Source organism: Pseudomonas sp. D4002 (genome assembly GCF_013385665.1).
Classification (GTDB): domain Bacteria; phylum Pseudomonadota; class Gammaproteobacteria; order Pseudomonadales; family Pseudomonadaceae; genus Aquipseudomonas.
Genome location: NZ_JACAPN010000042.1, coordinates 135966 through 158574, shown reverse-complemented (window position 1 = coordinate 158574; position 22609 = coordinate 135966). Strand labels below are relative to the sequence as shown.

Genomic DNA, 22609 nt, shown 5'->3' with positions numbered 1-22609 from the left:
CCATTCGCGGATTCGGTGTGGGCCCCGAGGCCCACAAAAATAATGGGTTATTGAAGCACGAAATAGTCGTAGCGCATCGACACAGTGACCAGCAGCGGTTCGGCGGCTTCGATCACCCGGGCCCGGCGTTCGGCACTCGCGCGCCAGCCGTGGGGCGTCATCGCCAGCAGGTTGGCGCGATCCTTGGGATCGGCCAGGCTGAGCTTGAACTCCAGGGTTTCGCTGTGTTGCAGGCTCATGCCCTGCGGCACCAGCGCCAGGTGCTTGTCGTCGGTGTACTCGCGCACTTCGTCGTACAAACGCTCACGCAGCTCCATCAGGTGGCCGCGGGTCGGGCCGACTTTCATCAAACCACCACCCGGGCTGAGCAGGCGCTTGGCCTCCAGCCAGTCCAGTGGGCTGAACACGCTGGCCAGGAACTGGCAACTGGCATCGGCCAACGGCACCCGGGCCATGCTGGCGATCAACCAGGTCACCGTGGGGTTGCGCTTGCAGGCGCGCTTGACCGCTTCCCTGGAAATATCCAGGGCATAACCATCGGCGCGCAGCAGGGCGTCGGCGATCTGTGCGGTGTAGTAACCCTCGCCACAGCCGATGTCGAGCCAGCGCTGGGGTTTGCGTTCAGCGGCCAGTTCGGCCAGGCGCCTGGCCACCGGGGCGTAATGCCCGGCGTTGAGGAAGTCGCGGCGCGCTTCCACCATCGCCAGGTTGTCGCCCGGATCACGGCTGTTCTTGTGCTGCACCGGCAACAGGTTCAGGTAACCCTGGCGCGCCCGGTCGAAACGGTGCCCGGCCGGGCAGGCTACGCCGTTGTCCACTTCATGGAGCGGTGCGCTGCAAATGGGGCAAGCGAGCATCAGGCGAGCAACTTGATCAGGGTCTGGTAGTAGATTTCGGTCAGCACATCGAGGTCGCTGGCGAGGATGCGCTCGTTGACCTGATGGATCGTCGCGTTGACCGGGCCCAGCTCCACCACCTGAGTGCCGAGGGTCGCGATGAAGCGCCCATCGGAGGTGCCGCCGCTGGTGGACGCCTGGGTCTCGCGACCGGTGACGGCCTTGATGCTGGCGGAGACCGCATCGAGCAACGCGCCCGGTTCGGTGAGGAACGGCAGGCCCGACAGCGCCCACTCCACATGCCAGTCCAGGCCATGCTTGTCGAGAATCGCCGCGACCCGCTGCTGCAGGCCTTCGACGGTGGACTCGGTGGAGAAGCGGAAGTTGAACACCGCCGTCAGGTCGCCCGGGATCACGTTGGTGGCGCCGGTGCCGGAGTTGAGGTTGGAAATCTGGAAGCTGGTAGGCGGGAAGAAGGTGTTGCCATCGTCCCAGTGCTCGGCGGCCAGTTCGGCCAGGGCCGGAGCGGCCAGGTGGATCGGGTTCTTCGCCAGGTGCGGGTAGGCCACATGGCCTTGCACGCCGCGCACGGTCAGGGTGGCGCCGAGGGAGCCGCGACGGCCGTTCTTGACCACGTCGCCCACCAGGGTGGTGCTCGACGGTTCGCCGACGATGCACCAGTCCAGGCGCTCCTTGCGGGCTGCCAGGCGTTCGATCACGGCCTTGGTGCCGTGGTGCGCCGGGCCTTCTTCGTCACTGGTGATCAGGAATGCGACCGAACCCTTGTGGTCCGGGTAGTCGGTCACAAAGCGCTCGGAAGCGACCAGCATCGCCGCCAGGCTGCCTTTCATGTCGGCTGCGCCACGGCCGCAGAGCATGCCGTTTTCATCGATCAGCGCGTCGAACGGGTCGTTCTGCCAGGCCTTGACCGGGCCGGTCGGCACCACGTCGGTGTGGCCGGCGAAGCACAATACCGGACCTTCGTGTTTGCCGTGGGTGGCCCAGAAGTTATCCACATCCTCGATGCGCATCGGCTCAAGCGCAAAACCGGCGTCGCCCAGGCGCTGCATCATCAGCTTCTGGCAATCGGCGTCGACCGGCGTCACCGACGGGCGACGGATCAGGTCGATAGCGAGTTGGAGGGTCGGCGAAAGGTCGGCGTGGGCCGTCATGTAAAAACTCCAGAAGCATGTCAGGGCGCAAGGCTTATGTGGGAGGGAGCTTGTGTGGGAGCGGGCTTGCTCGCGAATACGGAGTGTCAGTCAACAATGTATGAACTGACCCGGCGCATTCGCGAGCAAGCCCGCTCCCACACAAAGCAATGGCCTGGGCCAAGTCTCACAAAATGGCCGTTATCTTATAGCAAAACGGCGGCCAGAGGCCGCCGTTTAGTGCATTGCGCAGGATTTTAAGCAGCGGCCACAGGCTCTTGCTTCGGTGCCGGTTTCGGCAGCGACGACAGGAACGCCATGATCAGCGCCGCCACATACGGCAGCGACTGCACCAGCAACATCACCACCCAGAAGCGCATGTCATTGCTCGGCAGGCCCTGCACCAGGTAAATCCCCAGTGCCGCACCCCACAACAGCAGCATGATGAACATCTCTTCCCGGGCTTCGGAAATCGCCACCCAGAAACCGTGGTTATCGGCGTTCTTCGGTGTACGGAAGAACGGAATGCTGGTGGTGAAGAACCCGTACAGCACCGCCTTGGCGATGGTGTGCGACAACGCCAGCCCGGCCAGTGCCGCGCAGAACGCATCTTTCAGGTTCACACCCACCGCACGACGGTAGAGGAAGATGATCTTGCCGACCTTGAACACGAACAACGCCAGTGGCGGGATCGCGAAAATCAGCAGCGGCGGGTCAACCCGCGTCGGCACGATAATCATCGCCGCCGACCACAACAAGGCGCCCACGGTGAAGAAGATGTTCATGCCGTCGGCCACCCACGGTAACCACCCCGCGAGGAAGTGGTAGCGCTGGCCACGGGTCAGCTCGGTGTCCTTGCCGCGCAAGAGGCTCGCAGTGTGGCGCTTGATGATCTGGATCGCGCCGTAGGCCCAGCGGAAACGCTGTTTCTTGAAGTCGATAAAGGTATCGGGCATCAGGCCCTTGCCGTAGCTGTCGTGGTAGTACGCCGCCGACAGGCCCTTCTCGAAGACCCGCAGGCCCAGCTCGGCATCCTCACAGATGCACCAGTCGGCCCAGCCCAGCTCTTCCAGCACCGAGCGACGGGTCATGGTCATGGTGCCGTGCTGGATGATCGCGTCACGGTCGTTGCGGGTGACCATGCCGATATGGAAGAAGCCTTTGTATTCCGCGTAGCAGAGCTTCTTGAAGGTGCTTTCGTTCTGGTCACGATAATCCTGTGGCGACTGCACCACGGCGATTTTCGGGTCGGCGAAGTGCGGCACCATGTGCTTGAGCCAGTTTGGCGACACGCAGTAATCGGAGTCGATCACCGCGATCACTTCGGCATCCTTGGCGGTGTGCGGGATCAGGTAGTTCAGTGCGCCGCCCTTGAAACCGGCCAGGGGCGAGACGTGGAAGAACTTGAAGCGCGGGCCGAGGGTTTCGCAGTAGTCGCGCACCGGCTCCCACACGGCCGGGTCCTTGGTGTTGTTGTCGATGATCAGGACTTCGTAGTCCGGATAATCGAGGGCGGCCAGGGCGTCGAGGGTCTGTTTGACCATCTCCGGCGGCTCGTTGTAGCACGGCACGTGGATCGAGACTTTCGGGCGGTAGTCCGAATCCCCTTCAACCGGCAGGAATTCACGCCGGCGTTTGTGGGTCCAGACTGCTTCGGCCAGCTCATGGGCTTCGGTCAGCAACACGATAAATACGCCCAGGGCGCCGAGTGCCAGCAGGAAGCCCACCGTCAAGCTGAACCAGGTGCTGTATTGCTGGCTGTAGTCATAACCGATCCACACCAATACCGACCCGCACAGGAACGCGATAAAGGTCAGGAACGTACGGCCGCGCTGGCGCAGGGCCGAGCCGTCGATCATCAGCAGGGTCAGGGACAGCAGCGCAAGCACCACCGAGCCGATCGCCAGCACTCGCCATTGCGGAATCGCGACCACCGGGCCATCAAAGTTGAATTTCTGCTGGCGTGCGGCGTTGAACACGCCCCAATAGGCGCCTACAGAGCCTTCGTCGCTGGCTTTCCATGGCTGGTCAAACGCTTCGATCACGAAGTAGTTGTAGCCCTGGCGGTTCAGCGTGTTAACCAGCGTGCGCAGGTAAATCGCCTGGTCGGCGGGGGAGGCGTCAGCACCGCCACGCATCCGGCCGTTGCTCGGCCAGCCAACCTCCGACAGCAACAGCGGCTTTTTCGGGAAGGTCTTCTTCAGGTCCCGTGCGCGATCGAGGACGAACTGGCCGGCCTTGTCCACCGGGATATGTTCCCAGTACGGCAGGATGTGCGCGGCGATCAGGTCGACGTGCTTGGCCAGTTGCGGGTTGTGTTCCCAGATGTGCCATTGCTCGGAGGTGGTCACGGGCACCTTGACGGCGGCCCGTACCCGATCCAGCAGCACGATCAGCGCTTCCGGAGTGATTTCCTCGCGGAACAGCGCCTCGTTGCCCACCACTACCCGCACTACGCTGCGGGAGCTGTTGGCGATTTCGATGGCGCGCTGGATCTCGCGCTCGTTGCGCTCGAGGTCCGGACTGATCCAGATCCCCAGGGTCACCCGCAGGCCGAATTCTTCCGCCAGCTTGGGGATATCCCCCAGGGTGCCGTCGACCGAGTAGGTACGGATGTTGTCCGTCAGCTTGCTCATGATCGCAAGGTCCTGACGCATTTGATCGTCGGTCGGATACTGGTCTTTCTGTGGGTACTGGCCTTGCTGGAACGGCGAGTACGAAAAACCGGAGATCTGCTCGGGCCAGTTAGGGGCATTGACCGGGCGGTTGATCAGCGCCCAGAAGCCGGTGAACAGCGCGGCGATTGCCAGCACCACCACCAAGTTGAGTCCAAATTTACGCGATGACATGGCTATTTCGGGTTCCAAAGGGTGTGGAACGAAAAGAGGTGTCGGCCTGCGCCGAACGGCGCGCATCCTACACTGGCCTTTCACCGACCGTACAGCAAGCCGGGAAAAACCGGACATTGGGCAGTGCAACTCGTCGTAAGTTCTCTTACTTGTAGCTTGTAGTTTAAAACTTGTCGCTGTGTAGCCCTATAATGCGCGCCGGTTTTTGGGGTAATGGTCATGAGTACAGAAGATCCACGGTTTGCCGGCGTCGCCCGCTTGTATGGCATTGAAGGCCTGGAGCGCCTGAAGGCGGCCCATGTGGCCATCGTCGGCGTGGGCGGGGTGGGTTCGTGGGCGGCGGAAGCCATCGCTCGCTGCGGCGTGGGCGAGATTTCGCTGTTTGACCTCGATGATGTATGCGTCAGCAACAGCAACCGCCAGCTGCATGCGCTGGACAGCACGGTGGGCAAGGCCAAGGTCGAGGTCATGGCCGAGCGCCTGAAAGGCATCAACCCGGATTGCACCGTGCACGCGGTGGCGGATTTCGTGACCCGCGAGACGATGGCCGAGTACATCACGCCCAATATCGATTGCGTGATCGACTGCATCGACAGTGTGAACGCCAAGGCCGCACTGATTGCCTGGTGCAAGCGGCGCAAGATCCAGATCATCACCACCGGCGGCGCGGGCGGGCAGATTGATCCGACGTTGATTCAGGTGTGTGACTTGAACCGTACGTTCAATGACCCGCTGGCGTCGAAGGTGCGCTCCACGTTGCGTCGCGACTATGGCTTCTCCCGCACTGTGACCCGCCACTACAGCGTGCCCTGCGTGTTCTCCACCGAACAGCTGCGTTACCCGAAGCCGGACGGCAGCATCTGTTTGCAGAAGAGTTTTGTCGGGGATGGCGTGAAGCTGGACTGTGCCGGCGGGTTTGGCGCGGTGATGATGGTGACTGCGACCTTCGGCATGGTGGCCGCGACCAAGGCGGTGGACAAGATAGTGGCCGGGGTGCGCCGGCCTGCTGACAGAGTTCAGGCAACACCGATCTCTGCACCCTGAAAAGATCAAAATGTGGGAGCGGGCTTGCTCGCGAAGGCGGAGTGTCAGTCACCAGACAGGTCGACTGATACACCGCCTTCGCGAGCAAGCCCGCTCCCACATTTAGTTTTGTATAAGGCTCAACTCCCGCATGCGCTGCAGCACCGCATTCAACCCATTGCTGCGCGACGGCGATAACTGCCGCGACAGGCCCAGTTGCTCAAACCAGCCGGGCAAGTCGACGGCTTGCAGTTCGGCGGCAGACACACCGTTGACCCGCGCCAGCAACAACGCCACCAGCCCGCGTATCAGCCGTGCATCGCTGCTGGCGGCAAACTGCCAATGCCCATCCTGCAAGCGCCCCACCAGCCACACCAGGCTTTCACAGCCCTGCACCAGGTTGACGTCTACCTTGTCTTCGTCCGGCAAGGCGGGCAGCCGCTCGCCCCATTGCATCAGCAGGCGGGCCCGTTGCTCCCAACTGCCGACTGCCTGGAACGCTTCCAGCGCGACAACGGCCTCAGTCGGCAAGCTCATCGCAACATATCCAGGGCTTGATCCAGCGCTTCAAAAAAGCGCTCCAGGTCATCGGAGTCATTGTACAGCGCCAATGACACCCGAATCGCCCCCGACAATCCCATCTGCTTGAGCAGCGGCATCGCACAATGGTGGCCAGCGCGCACCGCAATCCCTTGTTCGGTCAGCAAGTGGGCGAGGTCGGCGTTGTGCACGCCTTCCACCACGAAGCTGGCCAGGGCGACGTGCGGCGACCCCAGCAAGCGCACGCCATTGCGCGCTTGCAAGCCACGCAACAGGTAGTCGTGCAGGGCGGCTTCGTGAGCCGTCACCGCCTGCTGGTCCAGGGAACTCAGGTAATCCAGGGTTGCCCCCAGGCCGATCACGCTGGCGATCGGCGGAGTCCCGGCTTCGAAACCGAGGGGCGCCGGGCGGAAACTGGCGCTTTGATAATCAGCCTGCTGCACCATCTCGCCCCCAAACTGCCAGTGGCGCAGGTGATGCAGGGCTTCGGTGCGGCCATACAGCACGCCGACGCCGTCCGGCCCGTAGAGTTTATGGCTGGAAAACACGTAGAAGTCGCAGCCCAGGGCCTGCATATCATGGCGACCATGCACGATGCCCTGGGCGCCATCGACCACCGTCAGTGCATCGTGGGCCTTGGCCAGCGCCAGCAGTTGCGGCAACGGCTGCCAGGCGCCAAGCACATTGGACAGTTGGCTCACCGCCAGCAGGCGGGTGCGCGGGCCGATCAGTTGGGCGGCGGCTTGCAGGTCGATCAAGCCGTCATCGTCAAGCGGCAGTACCACCAGCGCCAGCTCGCGACGCTTTGCCAGTTGCTGCCACGGCAGCAGGTTGGCGTGGTGCTCCAGGGCGCTGATGACAATCTCGTCGCCCGGGTTGAATAGGTGCTCAAGGCCATAAGCCAGGAGGTTCAGCGCCGATGTCGCGCCGTGGGTGAAGATGATTTGCCCCTCGTCACCGACGTTCAGCCACTGTGCCACCTTGCTGCGACTGTCCTCGAAAGCCTGGGTCGCATGGGCGCCCGGCAAGTGCTGGGCACGGTGCACATTGGCTGCGCCATTGGCGTAGTAATGGCTGATGGCGTCCAGCAGGGCTTGAGGTTTTTGCGTGGTGGCGGCGTTGTCCAGATAGGTCTGGTCTTGCCGTTGCAGGGTGGCGATGGCCGGAAAATCGGCGCGCCAGGGAGAGGGCACAAGCATGGTGATCAAGACTCGTATAAACGGCCCGCACCGGTCAGGTGCGGGCCGTTAGTGGCATCGAGTCGCTGCTTAGTTGTGAGCGTGCAGCGCTGCGTTCAGTTCGATGGCCGATTTGTGGGTTTTGCACTCCACGGCACCGGTCTCGGAGTTGCGGCGGAACAGCAGGTCCGGTTGGCCGGCCAGCTCGCGGGCCTTGACCACCTTGACCAGCTGGTTCTGCTCGTCCAGCAGCGCAACCTTGGTGCCGGCGGTCACGTACAGGCCCGACTCCACGGTGTTGCGGTCGCCCAACGGGATACCGATACCGGCGTTGGCGCCGATCAGGCAGCCTTCGCCGACCTTGATCACGATGTTGCCGCCACCCGACAGGGTGCCCATGGTGGAGCAACCGCCGCCCAGGTCCGAACCCTTGCCGACGAACACGCCAGCCGACACGCGGCCTTCGATCATGCCCGGGCCTTCGGTACCGGCGTTGAAGTTGACGAAACCTTCGTGCATCACGGTAGTGCCTTCGCCCACGTAGGCGCCCAGGCGGATGCGCGCGGCATCAGCGATACGCACGCCGCTCGGCACCACGTAGTCGGTCATCTTCGGGAACTTGTCCACCGAGAACACTTCCAGCAGGTCGCCACGCAGGCGCGCTTCCAGTTGACGCTCGGCCAGCTCATTGATGTCGATTGCGCCCTGGCTGGTCCAGGCCACGTTCGGCAACTGCGGGAACACACCGGCCAGGCTCAGGCCGTGAGGCTTGACCAGGCGATGGGACAGCAGGTGCAGCTTGAGGTAGGCCTCAGGCGTGGAGGTCAGTGCGGCGTCTTCGGCCAGCAGGGTGGCGACCAGCGGCGTGTGGCTTTCAGCCAGGCGGCTCAACAGGGCGGCTTGGGCAGCGTCGACGCCCTTGAGCGCGTCAGCCAGTTGCAGGGCCTGGGTGACGGTGAAAGTGATCGCCTGGTTGCCTTCGGTGTAACCGAGGATCGGCGCGATGGCCGCGATGATTTCAGCCGATGGATTGAGCAGCGGTTGTGCGTAAAACACTTCCAGCCAAGCACCTTGGCGGTTCTGAGTGCCGACGCCGAAGCCCAGGCTGAACAGGGAATTGGACATGCTGTTACCTCTACAAAAATGGAGTGGGCTGGCCTACTTGAGGGCCGCCGAATAGCTATCTGGCTTGAAGCCAATCAGGGTTTTGTCACCGAGATCAAGCACCGGGCGCTTGATCATCGAGGGTTGCGCGAGCATCAATTCAATGGCTTTCGCTTGGTCGAGATCGGCTTTGCGTTCGTCTTCGAGTTTGCGAAAGGTGGTGCCCGCACGGTTCAAAACCACCTGCCAACCGTGCTCATTGCACCATTGGGTCAAGTGTTCGCGGTCGATACCGGCCGTCTTGTAGTCATGAAACTCATACTGGATAGCGTGCTCATCGAGCCAGGTGCGCGCCTTTTTCATGGTGTCGCAGGCTTTGATGCCGAAAAGGTGCAACGTTTTGCTTGAAGCGGTCAAGGAATTGCCCCCCTTTGGGCTCACGCAGATTAAAGGTCACGGATTATGCCATGGCCAGCGGCTTTCGGCGCCGCTCGTCACACTTACGTTTTGCTCGTGTGCGACTTTTGTGCAAAGGCCATCGCGCAGCATAGGCGGCTAATATGGCACTTCAACGGCGAGTTGTTGCCTGATGTGTGTTGTTGCAAGTTGATTGTCTGGGAATCCCGCGTTATGCAAACCGCCTACACCGTACTTATCCTGCTGATGCTGGTCAGCGTTTCGCGCCTTGTCGGGCGTATCATCCCACTGCCGTTGCCACTGGTGCAGATCGCCGCCGGTGCGTTGCTGGCCTGGCCGACCCTGGGGCTGCATGTCGCCCTGGACCCTGAGTTGTTTCTTTTCCTGTTTCTGCCGCCGCTGCTGTTCTCTGATGGCTGGCGCATGCCCAAGCGTGAATTGTGGCGCCTGCGCGGGCCGATCCTGACGCTGGCGGTGGGGTTGGTGCTGTTTACAGTGGTGGGTGCCGGTTACTTCATTCACTGGTTGTTGCCGAGTATTCCCCTGCCGGTGGCCTTCGCCCTGGCGGCCGTGTTGTCGCCGACGGATGCCGTGGCGGTGTCGGCCATTTCCCAGAATCGGTTGCCGACGCCACTGATGCACATGCTCCAGGGCGAGTCGCTATACCCCCTATGTGACGTACCGACAGACACCACCAAAGCCCCGGTTTGCTTGGGTCTTGCTCAATAGAAGAGTGTCCATCTCGCAGCATGAAGAAATGGACACCAGCAATATCCGGGTAATTAGTTCTCTATAAGGCTTCAGGCCTAACCGTCCTGCCCACCCAGTAACTCGAGGGCAAAGAAATCCCACGGCGCTCACAGAGTGGATCTCAGTCGTCCTGCACTGATGCCCACAATTTCCGCAGTGGTTACTTAAAAAAATGAAGGTTTTTTGTGTGTCAGCTGGAGTTATAGGAATCACGGATTTTAGTCACTACAAGCTTGCGCGACCTTATCAACGAGAGCCATTCGGGGTTCGGTAGGCCAGTAGCTGTGAGCTTTGACCGTAGGGGGGGGGAGATAGTGCGGTTTTTCGTTGTCGTTCTCGAGCGGTATAACTTGCGAATTCTTGTTCCAGTTGACATTAGATAATGTTGAAGGCGATCCAAATCTCGCCCATTAGCATCCTTGAGATCAATCACATGATTGAGGATGGTATGGCTCAGAAGGTTGTGCTTTATTCAGAGGGCGTCGCCGCAGCAGCAATATCCGCTTTTGCTTTTCGCATTCCTAGGACTCAAATTTTCCCAAAGCCAGCCGTCGTCCCCGAATCAATCGTGCGTGGAATGTTGTGCTTAAATGACGATGATAAAAGTCAAAACCCGCATGTCACTAGGTTCACTGACGCGCTCGATCCCGTATAGAAACGTAGATGGATGAGGCGATGATGAGGCGCTTCATGGTGGACGTTTCGCCTTTAACGGCCTATCCCTTTTGCCAATACCGCTGAACAGTCGATGTCGGCAAACCTAGTTCACGCGCAGCTTCAGCTTGCGTCAGACCCCGCTTTTTCAGTTCAACAACGGCGCTCACCCTCTGAGCATCCGCTCGAGTTCCTCGAGAGCGCTTTTTCAATGCGCCGTCTTGAATCTGATCCTCCATGATTTTAAGGCCACCCGATTCGATGAAGCCTTGAAGCTCTTTCTGCGCATTTTTTATCAAATGTTCAGGAGCCTCTTTGTCACGGATCGCCAAGCACAACGCCAATAGAGTCAGAAGGTTGATATCGAGCGTTTCGGCGATCTTGACGAGGGTCGGTAGCGTCGCTTGGATTTTCCCTTGCTCCAGCAAGCTGAGGTTGCTCTGGCTGATGGTTCCCGCAAGGGCCTCATATCCCAATCCTTTCATTTGCCGGATGGCGCGCAGCGTGACGGCTAGCTCTTCCTTCACGTTCAGTTTCTCAAAATGAAGGATAGAGCCATACTCGCAATGGCCCACCAAATATCATTAATTGTTAATGGTGGGATATTTGCTTATGATTGCCATCCAATCGGATGTATACCGCCAAGGAATCGCGTGCCTTTCGGCAGCATCCCTATCCGGTTGCCAGAAGCATGAGCAGGGTCAATCGAGGTCTGCCTTACGCTGAGCCTATTCAGAGCTTGGCAGGATTTGGAATGGGGTTTATCTGCAGTGTTTGTAACCAATAGCAGCAATTTGCAGGGGCAATTTAAAACTCCAGACGGGATTCGAATGCTCTGGAAATCCATGGATATCAGTCGGTGCGAGTACTCGTTTCTGATTGAGGGAATGGGATTAGAGGATGGAGACTTCAGCCCGGTTGCGCATCTAGTTACGGATGTGGAAACCGTACAAATGATGCGTGCAGCGGAGCAGGGTGAGTTCATGATTGTGACGAACATTCATCTCATCCTTCCACCCACAAAGCGCGAGCAGGGGTCATACGTAATGGAGCTTCTCTCTGAAATTCGCATTCAAGCTGGTACCGAGGAAAACCCGGTCTACGAGTTCATAACCGGCACGGGCCATATCTACACCAGTGCACGCAAATGATGGTTCCAACACGGGAGACGCCATGTCAGTAACCCTTGATGAAGTCGCTCAGTTTTTTTATGGAAGTGGGGAAGTCGTTCATGGTTGGCATGGCGCGCAAGAAGAATTAATAGGGCTTGCCGAACAGACTTTTCCGGGGAAGCCTTTCTGCCTAGTGAAGCAATGGATCATCGCTGATCTCCAGCTCACACAGGCGGAGCAGGATCGTCTCGCATCAATGGGGCTGCTACCCAAAGCTGTCTACTCCCATGAGGTCGTCCTGGATAGCCGCCGACGTTTTTCTCCCGGCCACTTTGTGCGCACAAATTTTGGAGTTTCGCATGACCACCCGTGCATGTTTGAAACCAAAAGCACCGTCTACCTATTGCTTGGTGATGGTGTGAGAAAGCCCGCAGCACTGAGTACCGTTTTCTCGTTTAGAGCGTAACTGAACTAACAGTTTTACCCACGCTGTCATTCAGGCAGTGCGTTCGGCTACGCCTTTAGAAAATTGCAGGAGCACGTTTTGATTCGATTTGATTGCCGGCAGGTCACTGGAGTGATCGAGAAGCCAAGAGTGATTGCCGCCCAGGAGGGAACTGTGACCGCGCGCATCGTTATCGATGGGCAGGTGTTGCCGAATGTATTGCTGCCAGGAAAGATATTTGAAGAGATTGAGGCGGGGGAGCGAGTGACCCTGTACGGCATCTTCACGAAGAAAAAAGACAAGACGGAGAACAAAGCCATCATCTACGCCGTGAAGGGCTCCAATGGGAAACTCGTGGCGGCTAGGCAGCTCCAGATCAAAGTCCCAATCCTGATCGTTGCTGCTGCAGTTCCCCTCATGGTTGCTGTGGCTGTTGCGGGCTGCTTTCTTTCTCCCTATCCGATTCATCTAGTTTCCGGGAGCATTGACCCGGATTACCTAGTTCGGACAACTTTCGTTTGGGCGTTCTGGGAAGGGGTCTTGGCCGGGTTGGTTATGGTGGGACTTGCGATCAATTGGATCAGGATGAGCATTGATCCGGAGAGCTGGGCAGTGATTGATGCTGCAACGCTGTCTCAACGCTTCAGTAAGGCCTTTAAGTAAGTACTTCATACCACGCTTCCCCTTTGGTGGAGGCTTTCTAAACGAAGGAGGGCTGGCACGTGCAGACCGATGATCTCGAGCGCGAGAGACGTCGCAAAGCAGTGGCTGAGGTTCTTGGTTGTCAGGCACTAGAAGGTGTGAGGCCTTCCTCTACGCACCTTGCTGAGATGCAGCGATATGCGGATGGCCTAGTCAGTCTTGACGAGCTACTGGAGGAGTTGATTGAGTGCATACGGCAGTGTCCTCCGTAAGCAGTTAACTTCCGAGAAGGCCGGTTTGAGAGATCTTCACCATGCTTGATTCGAACCGCCCGACAAGCAGCCGGCTGAAGCCGAATGACCGAATACTGTTTCTCGATTTTGACGGGGTGCTGCATCCGGACGACGTATACCGTACCAGGAGTGGTTTGGAATTGCGTGCACCCGGACAACTCATGATGCATGCCGGAATACTGGTAGCGATACTGAAGGAGTTTCCTCAAGTCAAAATCAGCTTATCGACAAGCTGGGTGCGCATCCTCGGTTACCGCCGTGCACGCGCTGCCTTGCCGCCCGAGTTGCAGGATCTCACCGTGAGCAGTACATGGCATTCAAGAATGCCCAAGGCGCCTTTTGAGGGCTATGACATGTACAGCCGCTATCAGCAGATCCGTGCTGCAGCAACCAGGGCAGGCCTGACGAATTGGCTCGCCTTGGATGACGATCCTTTTGAAAGTTGGCCAGACCACGATCGACGGTTGATTCGGACTGATCCTGACTTGGGCCTTAGCTCAGTACCGATCCAGGAGGAACTACGGCTCAAGCTGAGAGCCTTGATGGGGACGTAAAAACATGCCCTGAGACGCTTTGGGATTGCTGCTAAGGCATGAGTTTATTTCTTCAGTAACCGTAATCTTTCAGCAATTTGCGCAGAAAGTCACGCCGCCTTTGAGCGATGCACAGAATTAGGAAATCACGCTCGTAGTCCTTGGTCGAGAGGTGACCGGCGTCCATTAGGCCATAGATGTAGCCTTCCGCTTTGCCTCTCGCTTCGAGCAGTGCCTCCATTGTGGTGCTTTGGTAAATGTTTTCAGCCAGCAGTAGCCACCGTTTCTTTTGGTGCTGCCCGACTGGGTCGTCCGAAAACTTTGGAGCGTTGATCAGGGTGTTGAAATCGGCACGTGCGTCAGGTGTGTTCAAAGCGGACTCTCAGAACAGTTATGTCTATGCCGAGGTTATCATGCGCACACTTAATGGCCTGCTGCTGGCTGGCTTACGTAGGCGCTGTCGCGAAGGAACGATTTCAATGATGGCGCAGGCTTTCGATGGCGGCTTTGAAACCAGGAATTCGATATGGGGCACCTTAGCCTTGAGGACGTCTACCCCGATGACGTAGAAAAATACGGCCATCTGCGAGTGGGATTGACCGACCTCTACGTAAAAGAAAATCACGCCACTTATGGTGTGGTTACGCGTGGCGAATACCGCGAGCTGACCCATAGGTTGCTGCGTGATGAAACGGTGCAAATGATCATCAGCGCCAAACTCGCCGCATTGCCAGAGGACTACGATCCGTGGATCTGGAGGATCGAACGCAATCGTGCTTTACACGCTAGGTATGGGGACAAATTCGATCCTTGGGGAGACGACTGAAAGCGCCCACGTCCCGTTGGTGGGATTACCTCACCCCATTTCCCGATTGAACGTGCTGCGGAATTAAGGCTAAACGCCGGAAAACTCGCCTATCCGCCTCATCCTTTGGAATCTGCCCTGGGAAACAAATTCTCCCTAGGCGAGAGCAATTAACCGGCATGCTAAGGCGCACCTCCTTCATAGATGCATTGATCTGAAACGAGCTACAGCAGCTCCAACCCAATTACAGACTCGTTTAACGATGCAAGCTGGGTGCCGGTGCGCTCGCGGAGTGAGCGTCTGCGGACTTTGGCGAGTCTGGCAGCGGTAGAACTTGCCGAGAAAATGGGGATTCGGGGATCCGGTTTGGAGCTATACAGTTCCAGCTTTCTTTAGTGGTCAGATCGGAATCTTGCAATTGGCCGCTTTCGGCCAAAAGCAGCCTCTTCACTGTGCCCCCCATTACGTCCAAAACCCGGCGTCTTCGCTTCAGGGATTTGTCACTCATTCCCCAAATTTGCTGGCAAGCATTTCCCGGACAGCACCGACCAAATCAGACTCGCCAGTACGCGCAGGCAACAGGCTGAACTCAACGTCGGGCAAAGCCGGTAACAGGAAGGCTGGCCGGCAAATCTCTGCGCCCACCGGCACAGCCGAGGCATTCAGGCAAGCGACCCCCAGCCCCGCCATCAGTGCTGATTGCAGCCCTGCTACTCCGGACGCGGAATGGGCAATTACATAAGGCACCTTATGTGCGTCCAGCGTCTCTCGGGTAAGGCGTTGGAGACTGCATCCCTGCGGTAGCACCAATAGTGGCAACGCGCTATTTTCTTCGTTCCTCGGCTCAGACCCCATGGCTGATACCCAATGCAATGCTTCCCGACGTACCGGGATGCCCTCGGGAAGGCTGCGGCCATCAAGTATTCGCATTGAAAGGCCGATATCGAAGTCGCCTGCATCTGCACCGTTCTCTATCTGCATACTCTTTCGCACCGACACATGCAGTCGAAGGCGTGGATATCTCAGGCGCAGTTGCTTCAACAACTCGGCAATCGAAACGGGCAAGAAGTAGTCGGTGATCGCCAATCTCAATTCGCCGGCAAACGTCACTCCGCGTACGTCTTCAAGAGCGCGATCACTCATGGCCAACAGTTCTCGTGCATGCACCATCAATCGCTCCCCTGCGGGCGTAGGCCGGACACCCTTTTTGCCCCGCTCCAGCAGCGTTACACCGGTGAATGCTTCCAGCTTGCGTAATTGTTCGCTCAGCGCTGATTGCGACCGGCACAGGTGCGGCGCGGCCTCCGAAAGACTGCCGGAAGCCATGGCAACGGTGAAGGAACGCAAGAGATCCAGGTCAAAGGGGCGCATGTTGATCCTGCCGTTTTTCCGATAGATGAATGCATATCTTCCGGCTTTTCAGCATCAACGCAACTTCTTACTCTTTACTGGACATTCATTGCTCGCAAAGGAGTTCAACATGCCCGGTATTACACTCAAGATTTCTGGTGATTCGAACCTTGAACTAGTACATAGCATCGTCCCCAAACTCACCGCCTTGACCTGTGAAGTACTGGAAAAGCGACCGGAACAGACATTGGTGATGGTGCAGTTCCTGCCTCATGAACTTTGGTTCATCGAGAACCTTTCACTGGCTGAACAAGGACGCAACTCGTTCCGTCTGGAGGTCACAATCACGGATGAAACCAATACCAAGGCCCAGAAAGCGCGCTATCAGCATGAGGCTTTCGAGTTGCTGGCCAAAGAAATAGGAAATGTACACCCGCACTCAAACATACATGTGATCGACTGCCGCGCCAGCGCCTACGGCTATGGCGGGTTGAGCCAGGAGTACAAGCTTCACCACCCTTGAGAGCCCGTCCGCCGCGTTGGTGCTGTTCGACTTCACATAGGCATCGAACCAGCATGGCGACTTCAGTGGGATGACCGCTATGGGTCGAAAGCGGTCAGTCGCGACCGTCCGCTTCTGGCCGATTGCTGCCGGTCGCGACAGTCTGAAAACGGCCATGAGCGGTTCAAACGACTATGTTCACTGAGACATCCGCAGCAGTGCCATCAAGGGACAGTTCCCCGCAACCTCAAGGCTGCTTGCGGAAGAACAAGGTGATCTGGCCGACCTCCACACCGAATTTGCTCATGAACGAGCGATTTATCATGGTGTTCTTGTCCATCAGGTACATCCAGTCGTCTAGGTGAACCTGGTACTCCTTGCCATCCACCGAAAGGTTCAGCACATATTTCCAGCGCAGTGCATTGCCTGACACCTCACCAAGCGCCTCGCCCACCACGTCGCCAGCGGTTCCGCGCCATTGGCCATGGCCCGCAGGGGTTAGCGTCCACACGCGTTTTTGCGTAGTACCGTCGCTGTAGGTAAACGACTCGTCGAGGATCAGCCTGCGGCCTTCGGAGTGGCCATTGATGACCACATGAAAGCGCTTTGTTACTTCGCCCGAGCGCTTTTGAAACATACCCCACGCTTCGACCCGGCCCTCGAAGAATTCGCGCAACTCAAGCGTGGGCGTCTCTTGGCTGTAGGTATGCACATCCACCCGACTGCAACTTGCAAGGCCAATGCATAACAGTAGTATCCATCTCTTGAGCATGCGCATTTCCTCAACGGTCTCAGGGCTTAAGTAGCCCTGCTGACTAAGGTTTGGTCGGATCTGCCGGACGCCAGATCAGTTTGCTGGTGTCATACCCTTGTTGCTGAGCAATTTTCAGCAGCTGTTCGCGGTTGACGCCGTTAATTTCAGGGGCGCGCGAAAGTACCCAGAGATATTCCCGGTTCGGGTGGCCGACCAGTGCGAACTGGTAAGCGGGGTCGTGGTAAAGTACCCAATACTCGCCTTTGGTTATTCCTGGCGCGATGCTGCTGAACCAGTTATCAAATTGCACCCAAAGCTTGTCTGTCTTGCCTGGCTGCTGCGATTCGGCAATTCCGCGTACCTCTTTCCATTCGCCATCCTGTTCCCTGCAACGATTGGTGACGTCAATGCGGCCATCATCACGCAGACCGTAATGAGCTTCTGATTGCTGGCAATTGCGCTGGAAGAACATAGGCAACCTGGCCTGCTCGTACCAGGTGCCCTGGTATTTTTGCAGGTCGACTTGCATGGTTGTCGGAGGGGACTCTTGGCGTGAGCCAGCACACCCAGCGAGTGCCACACCCAGGCAGGAAAGCAGAACGATCTTGCGTATCGACATAGAGACCTCCAAGTTGTCACGAGAAACACACATGTCATTGGAGGTAAGTGGGTGTGAAAAGTGCTATCGATTTCTTGATGGCGGCGTTCACTGTTGGCAATGGCCGATTGCTGCCTTTCGCGATGGGCCACTATCAGGGCAAAGGGGACATTCTCGTTCCTGCCTGAATACTCATAAGCGCTCTCTCGGAACGGCTGCTTTCTTTCACATCTTCGAAATCCGACTAGGGTTATCAGTCGAGTCGATGGTTTGTCACACGGCTTGTTTCCCCCACTTGAGTACGAGGGAACGTTTACCGATTACCCAAATGGAGCTTGAACCCGATGAAAAATGCATTCACCTATTCCTTGCTGGCCCTTGCAATGTTGGCGGTTCTGAGCGCAGGTGTTCAGGCTGGTGAGAACTCCTCGGGCAAGCCTGCTGCTGAGGTGCCGGGTGTTCCGACAGGCACCGTGATTACCCCTTCGAGTGCTGCGATCATCGCGCAGGACACCTATTTGTGGGGCTGGCCGCTGGTCAACGCTTTCAATCGTCGCGCCTCGTTTGCCAAGGCGCCGGAGCCGGGATTGATCGGCGGCATTTTGCCGGCAGCGCCGACGGGCTATGTCAGTCTGCTCACCGGCTATATTTCGCCGGAACAACGCTGGGTCGCGCATCCGAACCAGGACGTGGTGTATGGCTTTGGTTATGGCGCCACCGACGACGACCCGATGGTGTTGCAGGTGCCGGACTTCGGTGATCGCTTCTGGGTGTATGCGCTCTACGATGCACGCAGTGAAGAGTTCTCCAAACTGGGTAAACAATACGGCACTAAGCCCGGCAACTATCTGGTGGTCGGGCCGAACTGGAAAGGCAAGGTGCCCGAGGGCATCACGCAGGTCATCAAGTCTCCCACCGAACTGGTTGCAGCCGGCCCACGGGCGTTCCTTGACGACAGCGACGAAGACCGCAAAGCCATTCAGCCTGTGCTCAATCAAATGGTCATCTACCCGTTGAGCAAGTACACCGGCAAAACCGTGACCAAGGACTGGAAGGCCACGCCGCACTTCCCGCAGGCCGAGAAAACCTCCGCCGAGTCGCGCTGGGTGATCCCGGAGACTTTCTTCGACCAGTTGCCGGAAGTCCTGGCCAAGGTGCCACCGCTGGCCGGCGAAGAGAGCCGTTACGCGATGATCAAGGCGTTGCTCGAAGCGGCGAACAAAGACTCGGCGATCAAGGACGCCATCGTCAAAGCGGCGGTCGAGACCGAAGACAAGGCCATCACCCCGCTGTTCGCTTTCCGCACCAATGGCTCACGCCTACCCAATGGCTGGAACTCACCGACCAACGTGGCGCGTTGGGGCAACGATTACCTCAGCCGCACGGCCACCGCCAAGTCGAACATGTACACCAACCAGCCCGAGGAGACGCGCTACTTCTTCCTCGAAGTGGACGACAAGGGCGAGCGTCTTAATGGTGACCACCGCTATACCATCACTTTCCCCAAAGGCAAGACACCGCCCGCCAATGGTTTCTGGTCGTTGACCATGTACGACCCGCAGCATTTCTTTGCGCCCAACGACCTCAAGCGCTATTCCCTCGGCACCAAGAACAGCAAGAGCATGAAGACCAATGCCGATGGCTCGCTGACCCTGTATATCCAGCACGATTCGCCGGGCAAGGACAAAGAAGCCAACTGGCTGCCAGCGCCGAAAAGCGAATTCGAGACGACCATCCGCACCTATTGGCCGAAGCCCGAAGTGCTCAGCGGTGAGTGGACGCCGCCACCGGCTGTCCGTGTGAATTGATCGATGTCAGGGCCGCGACTTGCAACGAGTCGCTGCCCTGTTTGATTCGCCGATTATTTGATTTCTGTCGGCTGCGGGATGGTGTATTTGCCACTGACTACGCTTGCACCGGGCCGATAGATGCGCATGCCCAGATACCAATTGTCGCCCGGCGTTGGCAGCCAGTTGGCGACCTCACCGCATTTCTCTTTTGGCCCGTAGTGAACGGTCACGGTGCCGTCCTTGTTGAATTTCATCGCACGGTTGTTCAGGTAGGAGTTTTTACTTTTAAAGGGAATAGGTCATCGATGAACTCGTACGCCTAACGCAGATCTATCAGCTTTACTAATCTTGGAGTCGAGTTGTAAAGACCAGTGATAGCTTCGGTTGTAGGCTTTGTTGTGTCGCAGGTCGTCTATAGAGTTCGTTTCGAAAACCTACTCATCTCCACATAGATACTTTGCGAGCCACATCAAAATCAGATGTATTCAGGTAAGGACTGTAAATGATCGCTCGTTGGCGCTGGGTAACGAATCAACTCACCAAACGATTGTGGTTCAGAGCCTCTCTGTTCTCACTTCTGGGGGTAGCTACGGCGCTGCTCGCTGTTGTATTCAAAGACTTCATCCCAGAATCATTGCCAGCACGTATCGGTGCGGACGCAGTGGACAAGATTCTGGGGATCATTGCCTCCAGCATGCTGGCCGTCACCACCTTTTCGTTAAGCACGATGGTCACCGCTTACGGGGCCGCGAGCAGCGGAGTGACACCGCGTGCCACCACCTTGGTTATGGAAGACACCACGACCCAAAATGCCCTTGCCACGTTTATAGGCTCATTCCTGTTTAGCCTAGTGGGGATCATCGCGTTGAGCACGGGTGCTTATGGCACGCAAGGTCGGGTGTTGCTGTTCGCAGTAACAATAATTGTGGTCATCCTGATCGTTTACACCCTCCTGCGCTGGATCGATCACCTTTCAAAGCTCGGAAGGGTTGGGGAAACCATCGACCGCGTTGAGAAGGCTGCGATAGAGGCAATCACTCAACGAGTTCAGTGGCCCTACTTAGGCGGTTCAGCTTACCCCAACGATCTGTCGCTACCTTCTGGCGCAATCACAGTCAAAAGTGAGCTAACAGGCTATGTGCAACATATTGATGTCAGTGCACTGGGAGCTATCGCGCAGGACGATCAAATACAGATTTATCTGGAGGTGCTTCCAGGGACATTTGTGCACGAGGGAATGCCACTCCTCCACATTGTGAACTTGGCCAACACGATGGCCGGTGAGGCCGATACTGCAAGAGAGAAGGTTCTAGCGACTCTGACCATCGGCGTCCGTCGAACCTTTGAAAATGATCCACGCTTCGGACTTTGTGTGCTCTCGGAAATCGCTTCTCGCGCCTTGTCGCCTGCGGTGAATGACCCCGGGACAGCCATCGATGTCATTGGCCGGGGAGTGAGGACTTTAACTTGCTGGAGCAAGCCTAACGTCTCTGGCTCGCAAGCAGACCAAGGGTGTAAACAGGTCTTTCTCCGAGGATTGACGGTTGATGATCTGTTCGATGATTTTTTTGCCCCGATCAGCAGGGACGGTGCAGCTTTGCTGGAAGTTAACATGCGCCTGTTGAAAGCCCTCATCAGTCTCGCTGAAATAAACCCAGCGATCTTTAAAGATGCATGCGACAGGCACGTGGATCTTCTGATCACTCGTGCAGAGTCCACGTTAGCGCTGCAGCATGAGAAGGATCAACTGAGCTCATTGGCTAGAACGATCACGCGGTAGGCTTATCTAGTTGGATTCTTTGGCGTGGCTGCAGAGTCTGCATTCTCGAGAAAGCCTCGCGCCAATTGCTGATACAACTCAGGGCCCATTCTTGAACTGACAGCCTTGGCAATCAAAGCTACAGCCATGAGGCTGATCACCATACTGTGGCTATCAATCATCTCCATCACAATGATTGCGGAGGTGATTGGCGACTGAGTGACGGCAGCCAGAAAACCAACCATGCAGAGTGCAATAGTGGGTTGCGCGGCCAAGTGAAATAGCTCTGCGGTATTGGCGCCGACTGCGGCCCCTACAGCAAGCGAGGGGGCGAAAATACCGCCTGGAATACCAGAGAAATAGGTCACTACGGTCGCCAGGAAGCGAGTAATGGGCGCGTGCCATGGCACGACCACATCGGATGCGATGACCTGCGAGGTAATGCCGTACCCACTACCAAACGACATTCCGCCACTCAGCCAACCCAATATAGCGACGACCAATCCACACATGCCGGCAAACCACACGGGGTGCAGTCGCCGCCATTGCCAGATAATGAAGTGTGGATGCCGCTGTGGCCATAACAACATTCGGCTGAACAAACCACCCAATAACCCGCACCCAATCCCTATGACTAATGCCGGGATGACTATGTCGAGGTTGATGTCCTGAATGCCGAAATGACCGAAGTAGTTGTAGTTTCCCTGCAAGGCAATGGCAACCATCCCAGAGAGGATAATGGTGCTGAGAAGAACCCCGCTGGTACGGGTCTCCAGCTTGCGTCCAAGTTCTTCTACCGCGAATGCGATCCCAGCCAAGGGCGTATTGAATGCTGCCGCAATACCCGCTGCACCTCCCGCCAGAATGAGATCCTCGCTGCGCACGATTCGTGCATTGGGCAGGAAGCGGTGAAAGAAGTGCATGATGGATGCGGCAACTTGCACTGAGGGGCCTTCACGCCCCGCCGAAAAGCCGCCCGTCAGCGCCAGAGTTCCAAGGCTTATCTTGGCGAAAGCAATGCGCAATGAAACCAGTCTGTTGATGGGCTTACCTTGACGCGCAAGTCGTGTTGCTGCGATTACCTGAGGAATTCCGCTGCCTTGGGCGCCCACGAAAAAGCGCGTTGTCAGCCAGACTACGAGCATGCCGATCAGTGGGGTGTAAACAAGAGGAAGCCACGCTCGCTCTGCGGTCTGTTGGGCAAACTGAGCCAAGGCTATGTCCGCGAGCCTTGCAAAAGCCACCACCAGCAAGCCGGCAATGGTTGCTGCGATCCATAACGTGACCCTGGTGCGCCAACGCATGGAGGCGAAGCCTCGGCGTAACAGCATTATCGGTTTGATCACCCGAGGGGCTCCCCTTGAAGTCGCGATATTGACCGCAAGACTAACCAAATAAGCAGCTCGTTCCAAACAGCTTTGGCAGCGCCGCACGACAGGCTCTTTTTGCGCTCATGGTCAGGCGTGCCTACATCGACTTGACCGAGACGACGTCGGCATACTTGTAACCTCATCCTCCACAGCT

The 22609-nt window shown here is 57.6% G+C and carries 24 protein-coding genes and 1 pseudogene; 11 read left to right on the top strand and 14 right to left on the bottom strand.

All coding sequences use genetic code 11. From position 1 onward, the window contains the following. Positions 1-47: 47 nt before the first annotated feature. The 3 genes from HX824_RS26470 to HX824_RS26460 all read right to left on the bottom strand — a co-directional run bounded on the left by HX824_RS26470 (position 48) and on the right by HX824_RS26460 (position 4836). Positions 48-857: a putative RNA methyltransferase gene (locus HX824_RS26470; protein WP_008430489.1), complete on the bottom strand. Its 810-nt coding sequence runs from the start codon at positions 855-857 to the stop codon at positions 48-50. After that, positions 857-2008 carry a succinyl-diaminopimelate desuccinylase gene (gene dapE / locus HX824_RS26465; protein ID WP_008430488.1) on the bottom strand — a complete coding sequence of 384 codons (1152 nt, stop codon included), beginning with the start codon at positions 2006-2008 and terminating at the stop codon, positions 857-859. Before dapE ends, HX824_RS26470 begins: the two co-directional genes overlap by 1 nt. 236 nt (positions 2009-2244) lie before the next feature. After that, positions 2245-4836, bottom strand: coding sequence for a glycosyltransferase (locus tag HX824_RS26460; RefSeq protein ID WP_003219347.1), 2592 nt, complete (start codon positions 4834-4836; stop codon positions 2245-2247). Between the two features lie 219 nt (positions 4837-5055). Between HX824_RS26460 and tcdA the strand changes: the two genes are divergently transcribed. Further along, the gene (gene tcdA / locus HX824_RS26455) at positions 5056-5880 is read left to right on the top strand and encodes a tRNA cyclic N6-threonylcarbamoyladenosine(37) synthase TcdA (RefSeq protein WP_167665521.1); all 825 of its coding nucleotides are present in this window, start codon (positions 5056-5058) and stop codon (positions 5878-5880) included. 102 nt (positions 5881-5982) lie between these two features. Here the strand turns inward: tcdA and HX824_RS26450 are convergent, their stop codons facing one another. The 4 genes from HX824_RS26450 to HX824_RS26435 all read right to left on the bottom strand — a co-directional run bounded on the left by HX824_RS26450 (position 5983) and on the right by HX824_RS26435 (position 9098). Beyond that, the gene (locus tag HX824_RS26450; RefSeq protein ID WP_003219344.1) at positions 5983-6396 is read right to left on the bottom strand and encodes a SufE family protein; all 414 of its coding nucleotides are present in this window, start codon (positions 6394-6396) and stop codon (positions 5983-5985) included. Beyond that, the gene (locus HX824_RS26445; RefSeq protein ID WP_003219343.1) at positions 6393-7598 is read right to left on the bottom strand and encodes an aminotransferase class V-fold PLP-dependent enzyme; all 1206 of its coding nucleotides are present in this window, start codon (positions 7596-7598) and stop codon (positions 6393-6395) included. Before HX824_RS26445 ends, HX824_RS26450 begins: the two co-directional genes overlap by 4 nt. Positions 7599-7667: 69 nt before the next feature. After that, positions 7668-8702, bottom strand: a complete 1035-nt coding sequence (dapD, locus tag HX824_RS26440) for a 2,3,4,5-tetrahydropyridine-2,6-dicarboxylate N-succinyltransferase (protein WP_003219342.1) — start codon at positions 8700-8702, stop codon at positions 7668-7670. Between the two features lie 33 nt (positions 8703-8735). Further along, complete coding sequence (locus HX824_RS26435) at positions 8736-9098, bottom strand: ArsC family reductase (RefSeq protein ID WP_003219341.1); 363 nt, start codon at positions 9096-9098, stop codon at positions 8736-8738. Between the two features lie 213 nt (positions 9099-9311). On the opposite strand from HX824_RS26435, the pseudogene HX824_RS26430 reads away from it, so the two are divergent. Next, positions 9312-9761 (top strand): annotated as a pseudogene (locus HX824_RS26430) (cation:proton antiporter); the annotation flags it as partial. An 803-nt stretch (positions 9762-10564) separates the two neighbouring features. Here the strand turns inward: HX824_RS26430 and HX824_RS26425 are convergent. After that, positions 10565-11029 (bottom strand): helix-turn-helix domain-containing protein, encoded by a 465-nt coding sequence (locus HX824_RS26425; protein WP_371319423.1) that lies wholly within the window; start codon positions 11027-11029, stop codon positions 10565-10567. Between the two features lie 318 nt (positions 11030-11347). Between HX824_RS26425 and HX824_RS26420 the strand changes: the two genes are divergently transcribed. From HX824_RS26420 to HX824_RS26400, 5 genes are all read left to right on the top strand, one after another. After that, on the top strand, positions 11348-11653 hold the full coding sequence (locus HX824_RS26420; RefSeq protein WP_177055498.1) for a hypothetical protein: 306 nt from the start codon (positions 11348-11350) through the stop codon (positions 11651-11653). A 22-nt stretch (positions 11654-11675) separates the two neighbouring features. After that, a complete protein-coding gene (locus tag HX824_RS26415; protein WP_177055496.1) occupies positions 11676-12080 on the top strand; it encodes a hypothetical protein in 405 nt (134 codons plus the stop codon). A gap of 78 nt (positions 12081-12158) precedes the next feature. Further along, positions 12159-12722: a hypothetical protein gene (locus tag HX824_RS26410; protein WP_177055494.1), complete on the top strand. Its 564-nt coding sequence runs from the start codon at positions 12159-12161 to the stop codon at positions 12720-12722. A 59-nt stretch (positions 12723-12781) separates the two neighbouring features. Continuing rightward, a complete protein-coding gene (locus HX824_RS33045; protein WP_177055492.1) occupies positions 12782-12973 on the top strand; it encodes an antitoxin VbhA family protein in 192 nt (63 codons plus the stop codon). 41 nt (positions 12974-13014) lie between these two features. Then, positions 13015-13548, top strand: coding sequence for an HAD domain-containing protein (locus tag HX824_RS26400; RefSeq protein WP_177055490.1), 534 nt, complete (start codon positions 13015-13017; stop codon positions 13546-13548). 52 nt (positions 13549-13600) lie between these two features. Here the strand turns inward: HX824_RS26400 and HX824_RS26395 are convergent, their stop codons facing one another. Continuing rightward, positions 13601-13900 carry a hypothetical protein gene (locus HX824_RS26395; protein WP_177055488.1) on the bottom strand — a complete coding sequence of 100 codons (300 nt, stop codon included), beginning with the start codon at positions 13898-13900 and terminating at the stop codon, positions 13601-13603. 153 nt (positions 13901-14053) lie between these two features. Here HX824_RS26395 and HX824_RS26390 point away from each other — a divergent pair, with 153 nt between their 5' ends. Then, positions 14054-14353 carry a hypothetical protein gene (locus HX824_RS26390; RefSeq protein WP_177055486.1) on the top strand — a complete coding sequence of 100 codons (300 nt, stop codon included), beginning with the start codon at positions 14054-14056 and terminating at the stop codon, positions 14351-14353. 483 nt (positions 14354-14836) lie between these two features. Here the strand turns inward: HX824_RS26390 and HX824_RS26385 are convergent, their stop codons facing one another. Beyond that, positions 14837-15703 carry a LysR family transcriptional regulator gene (locus HX824_RS26385; RefSeq protein ID WP_177055485.1) on the bottom strand — a complete coding sequence of 289 codons (867 nt, stop codon included), beginning with the start codon at positions 15701-15703 and terminating at the stop codon, positions 14837-14839. A 109-nt stretch (positions 15704-15812) separates the two neighbouring features. Between HX824_RS26385 and HX824_RS26380 the strand changes: the two genes are divergently transcribed. Next, the gene (locus HX824_RS26380; protein WP_177055484.1) at positions 15813-16205 is read left to right on the top strand and encodes a 4-oxalocrotonate tautomerase; all 393 of its coding nucleotides are present in this window, start codon (positions 15813-15815) and stop codon (positions 16203-16205) included. A gap of 226 nt (positions 16206-16431) precedes the next feature. Here the strand turns inward: HX824_RS26380 and HX824_RS26375 are convergent, their stop codons facing one another. Beyond that, entirely contained in the window at positions 16432-16956 is a 525-nt protein-coding gene (locus HX824_RS26375; protein ID WP_177055483.1) for a DUF3833 domain-containing protein, read from the bottom strand. Between the two features lie 43 nt (positions 16957-16999). Further along, complete coding sequence (locus HX824_RS26370; protein WP_177055482.1) at positions 17000-17557, bottom strand: lipocalin family protein; 558 nt, start codon at positions 17555-17557, stop codon at positions 17000-17002. Between the two features lie 323 nt (positions 17558-17880). Here HX824_RS26370 and HX824_RS26365 point away from each other — a divergent pair, with 323 nt between their 5' ends. Continuing rightward, positions 17881-19344: a DUF1254 domain-containing protein gene (locus HX824_RS26365; RefSeq protein WP_177055481.1), complete on the top strand. Its 1464-nt coding sequence runs from the start codon at positions 17881-17883 to the stop codon at positions 19342-19344. A gap of 53 nt (positions 19345-19397) precedes the next feature. Here the strand turns inward: HX824_RS26365 and HX824_RS26360 are convergent, their stop codons facing one another. After that, complete coding sequence (locus HX824_RS26360; protein ID WP_256347049.1) at positions 19398-19595, bottom strand: DUF1214 domain-containing protein; 198 nt, start codon at positions 19593-19595, stop codon at positions 19398-19400. A 233-nt stretch (positions 19596-19828) separates the two neighbouring features. Between HX824_RS26360 and HX824_RS26355 the strand changes: the two genes are divergently transcribed. Then, positions 19829-21106, top strand: a complete 1278-nt coding sequence (locus HX824_RS26355) for a DUF2254 domain-containing protein (RefSeq protein WP_177055478.1) — start codon at positions 19829-19831, stop codon at positions 21104-21106. A 2-nt stretch (positions 21107-21108) separates the two neighbouring features. Here HX824_RS26355 and HX824_RS26350 read toward each other — a convergent pair whose 3' ends face one another. Then, complete coding sequence (locus tag HX824_RS26350; RefSeq protein ID WP_177055476.1) at positions 21109-22431, bottom strand: chloride channel protein; 1323 nt, start codon at positions 22429-22431, stop codon at positions 21109-21111. Positions 22432-22609: the final 178 nt, after the last annotated feature.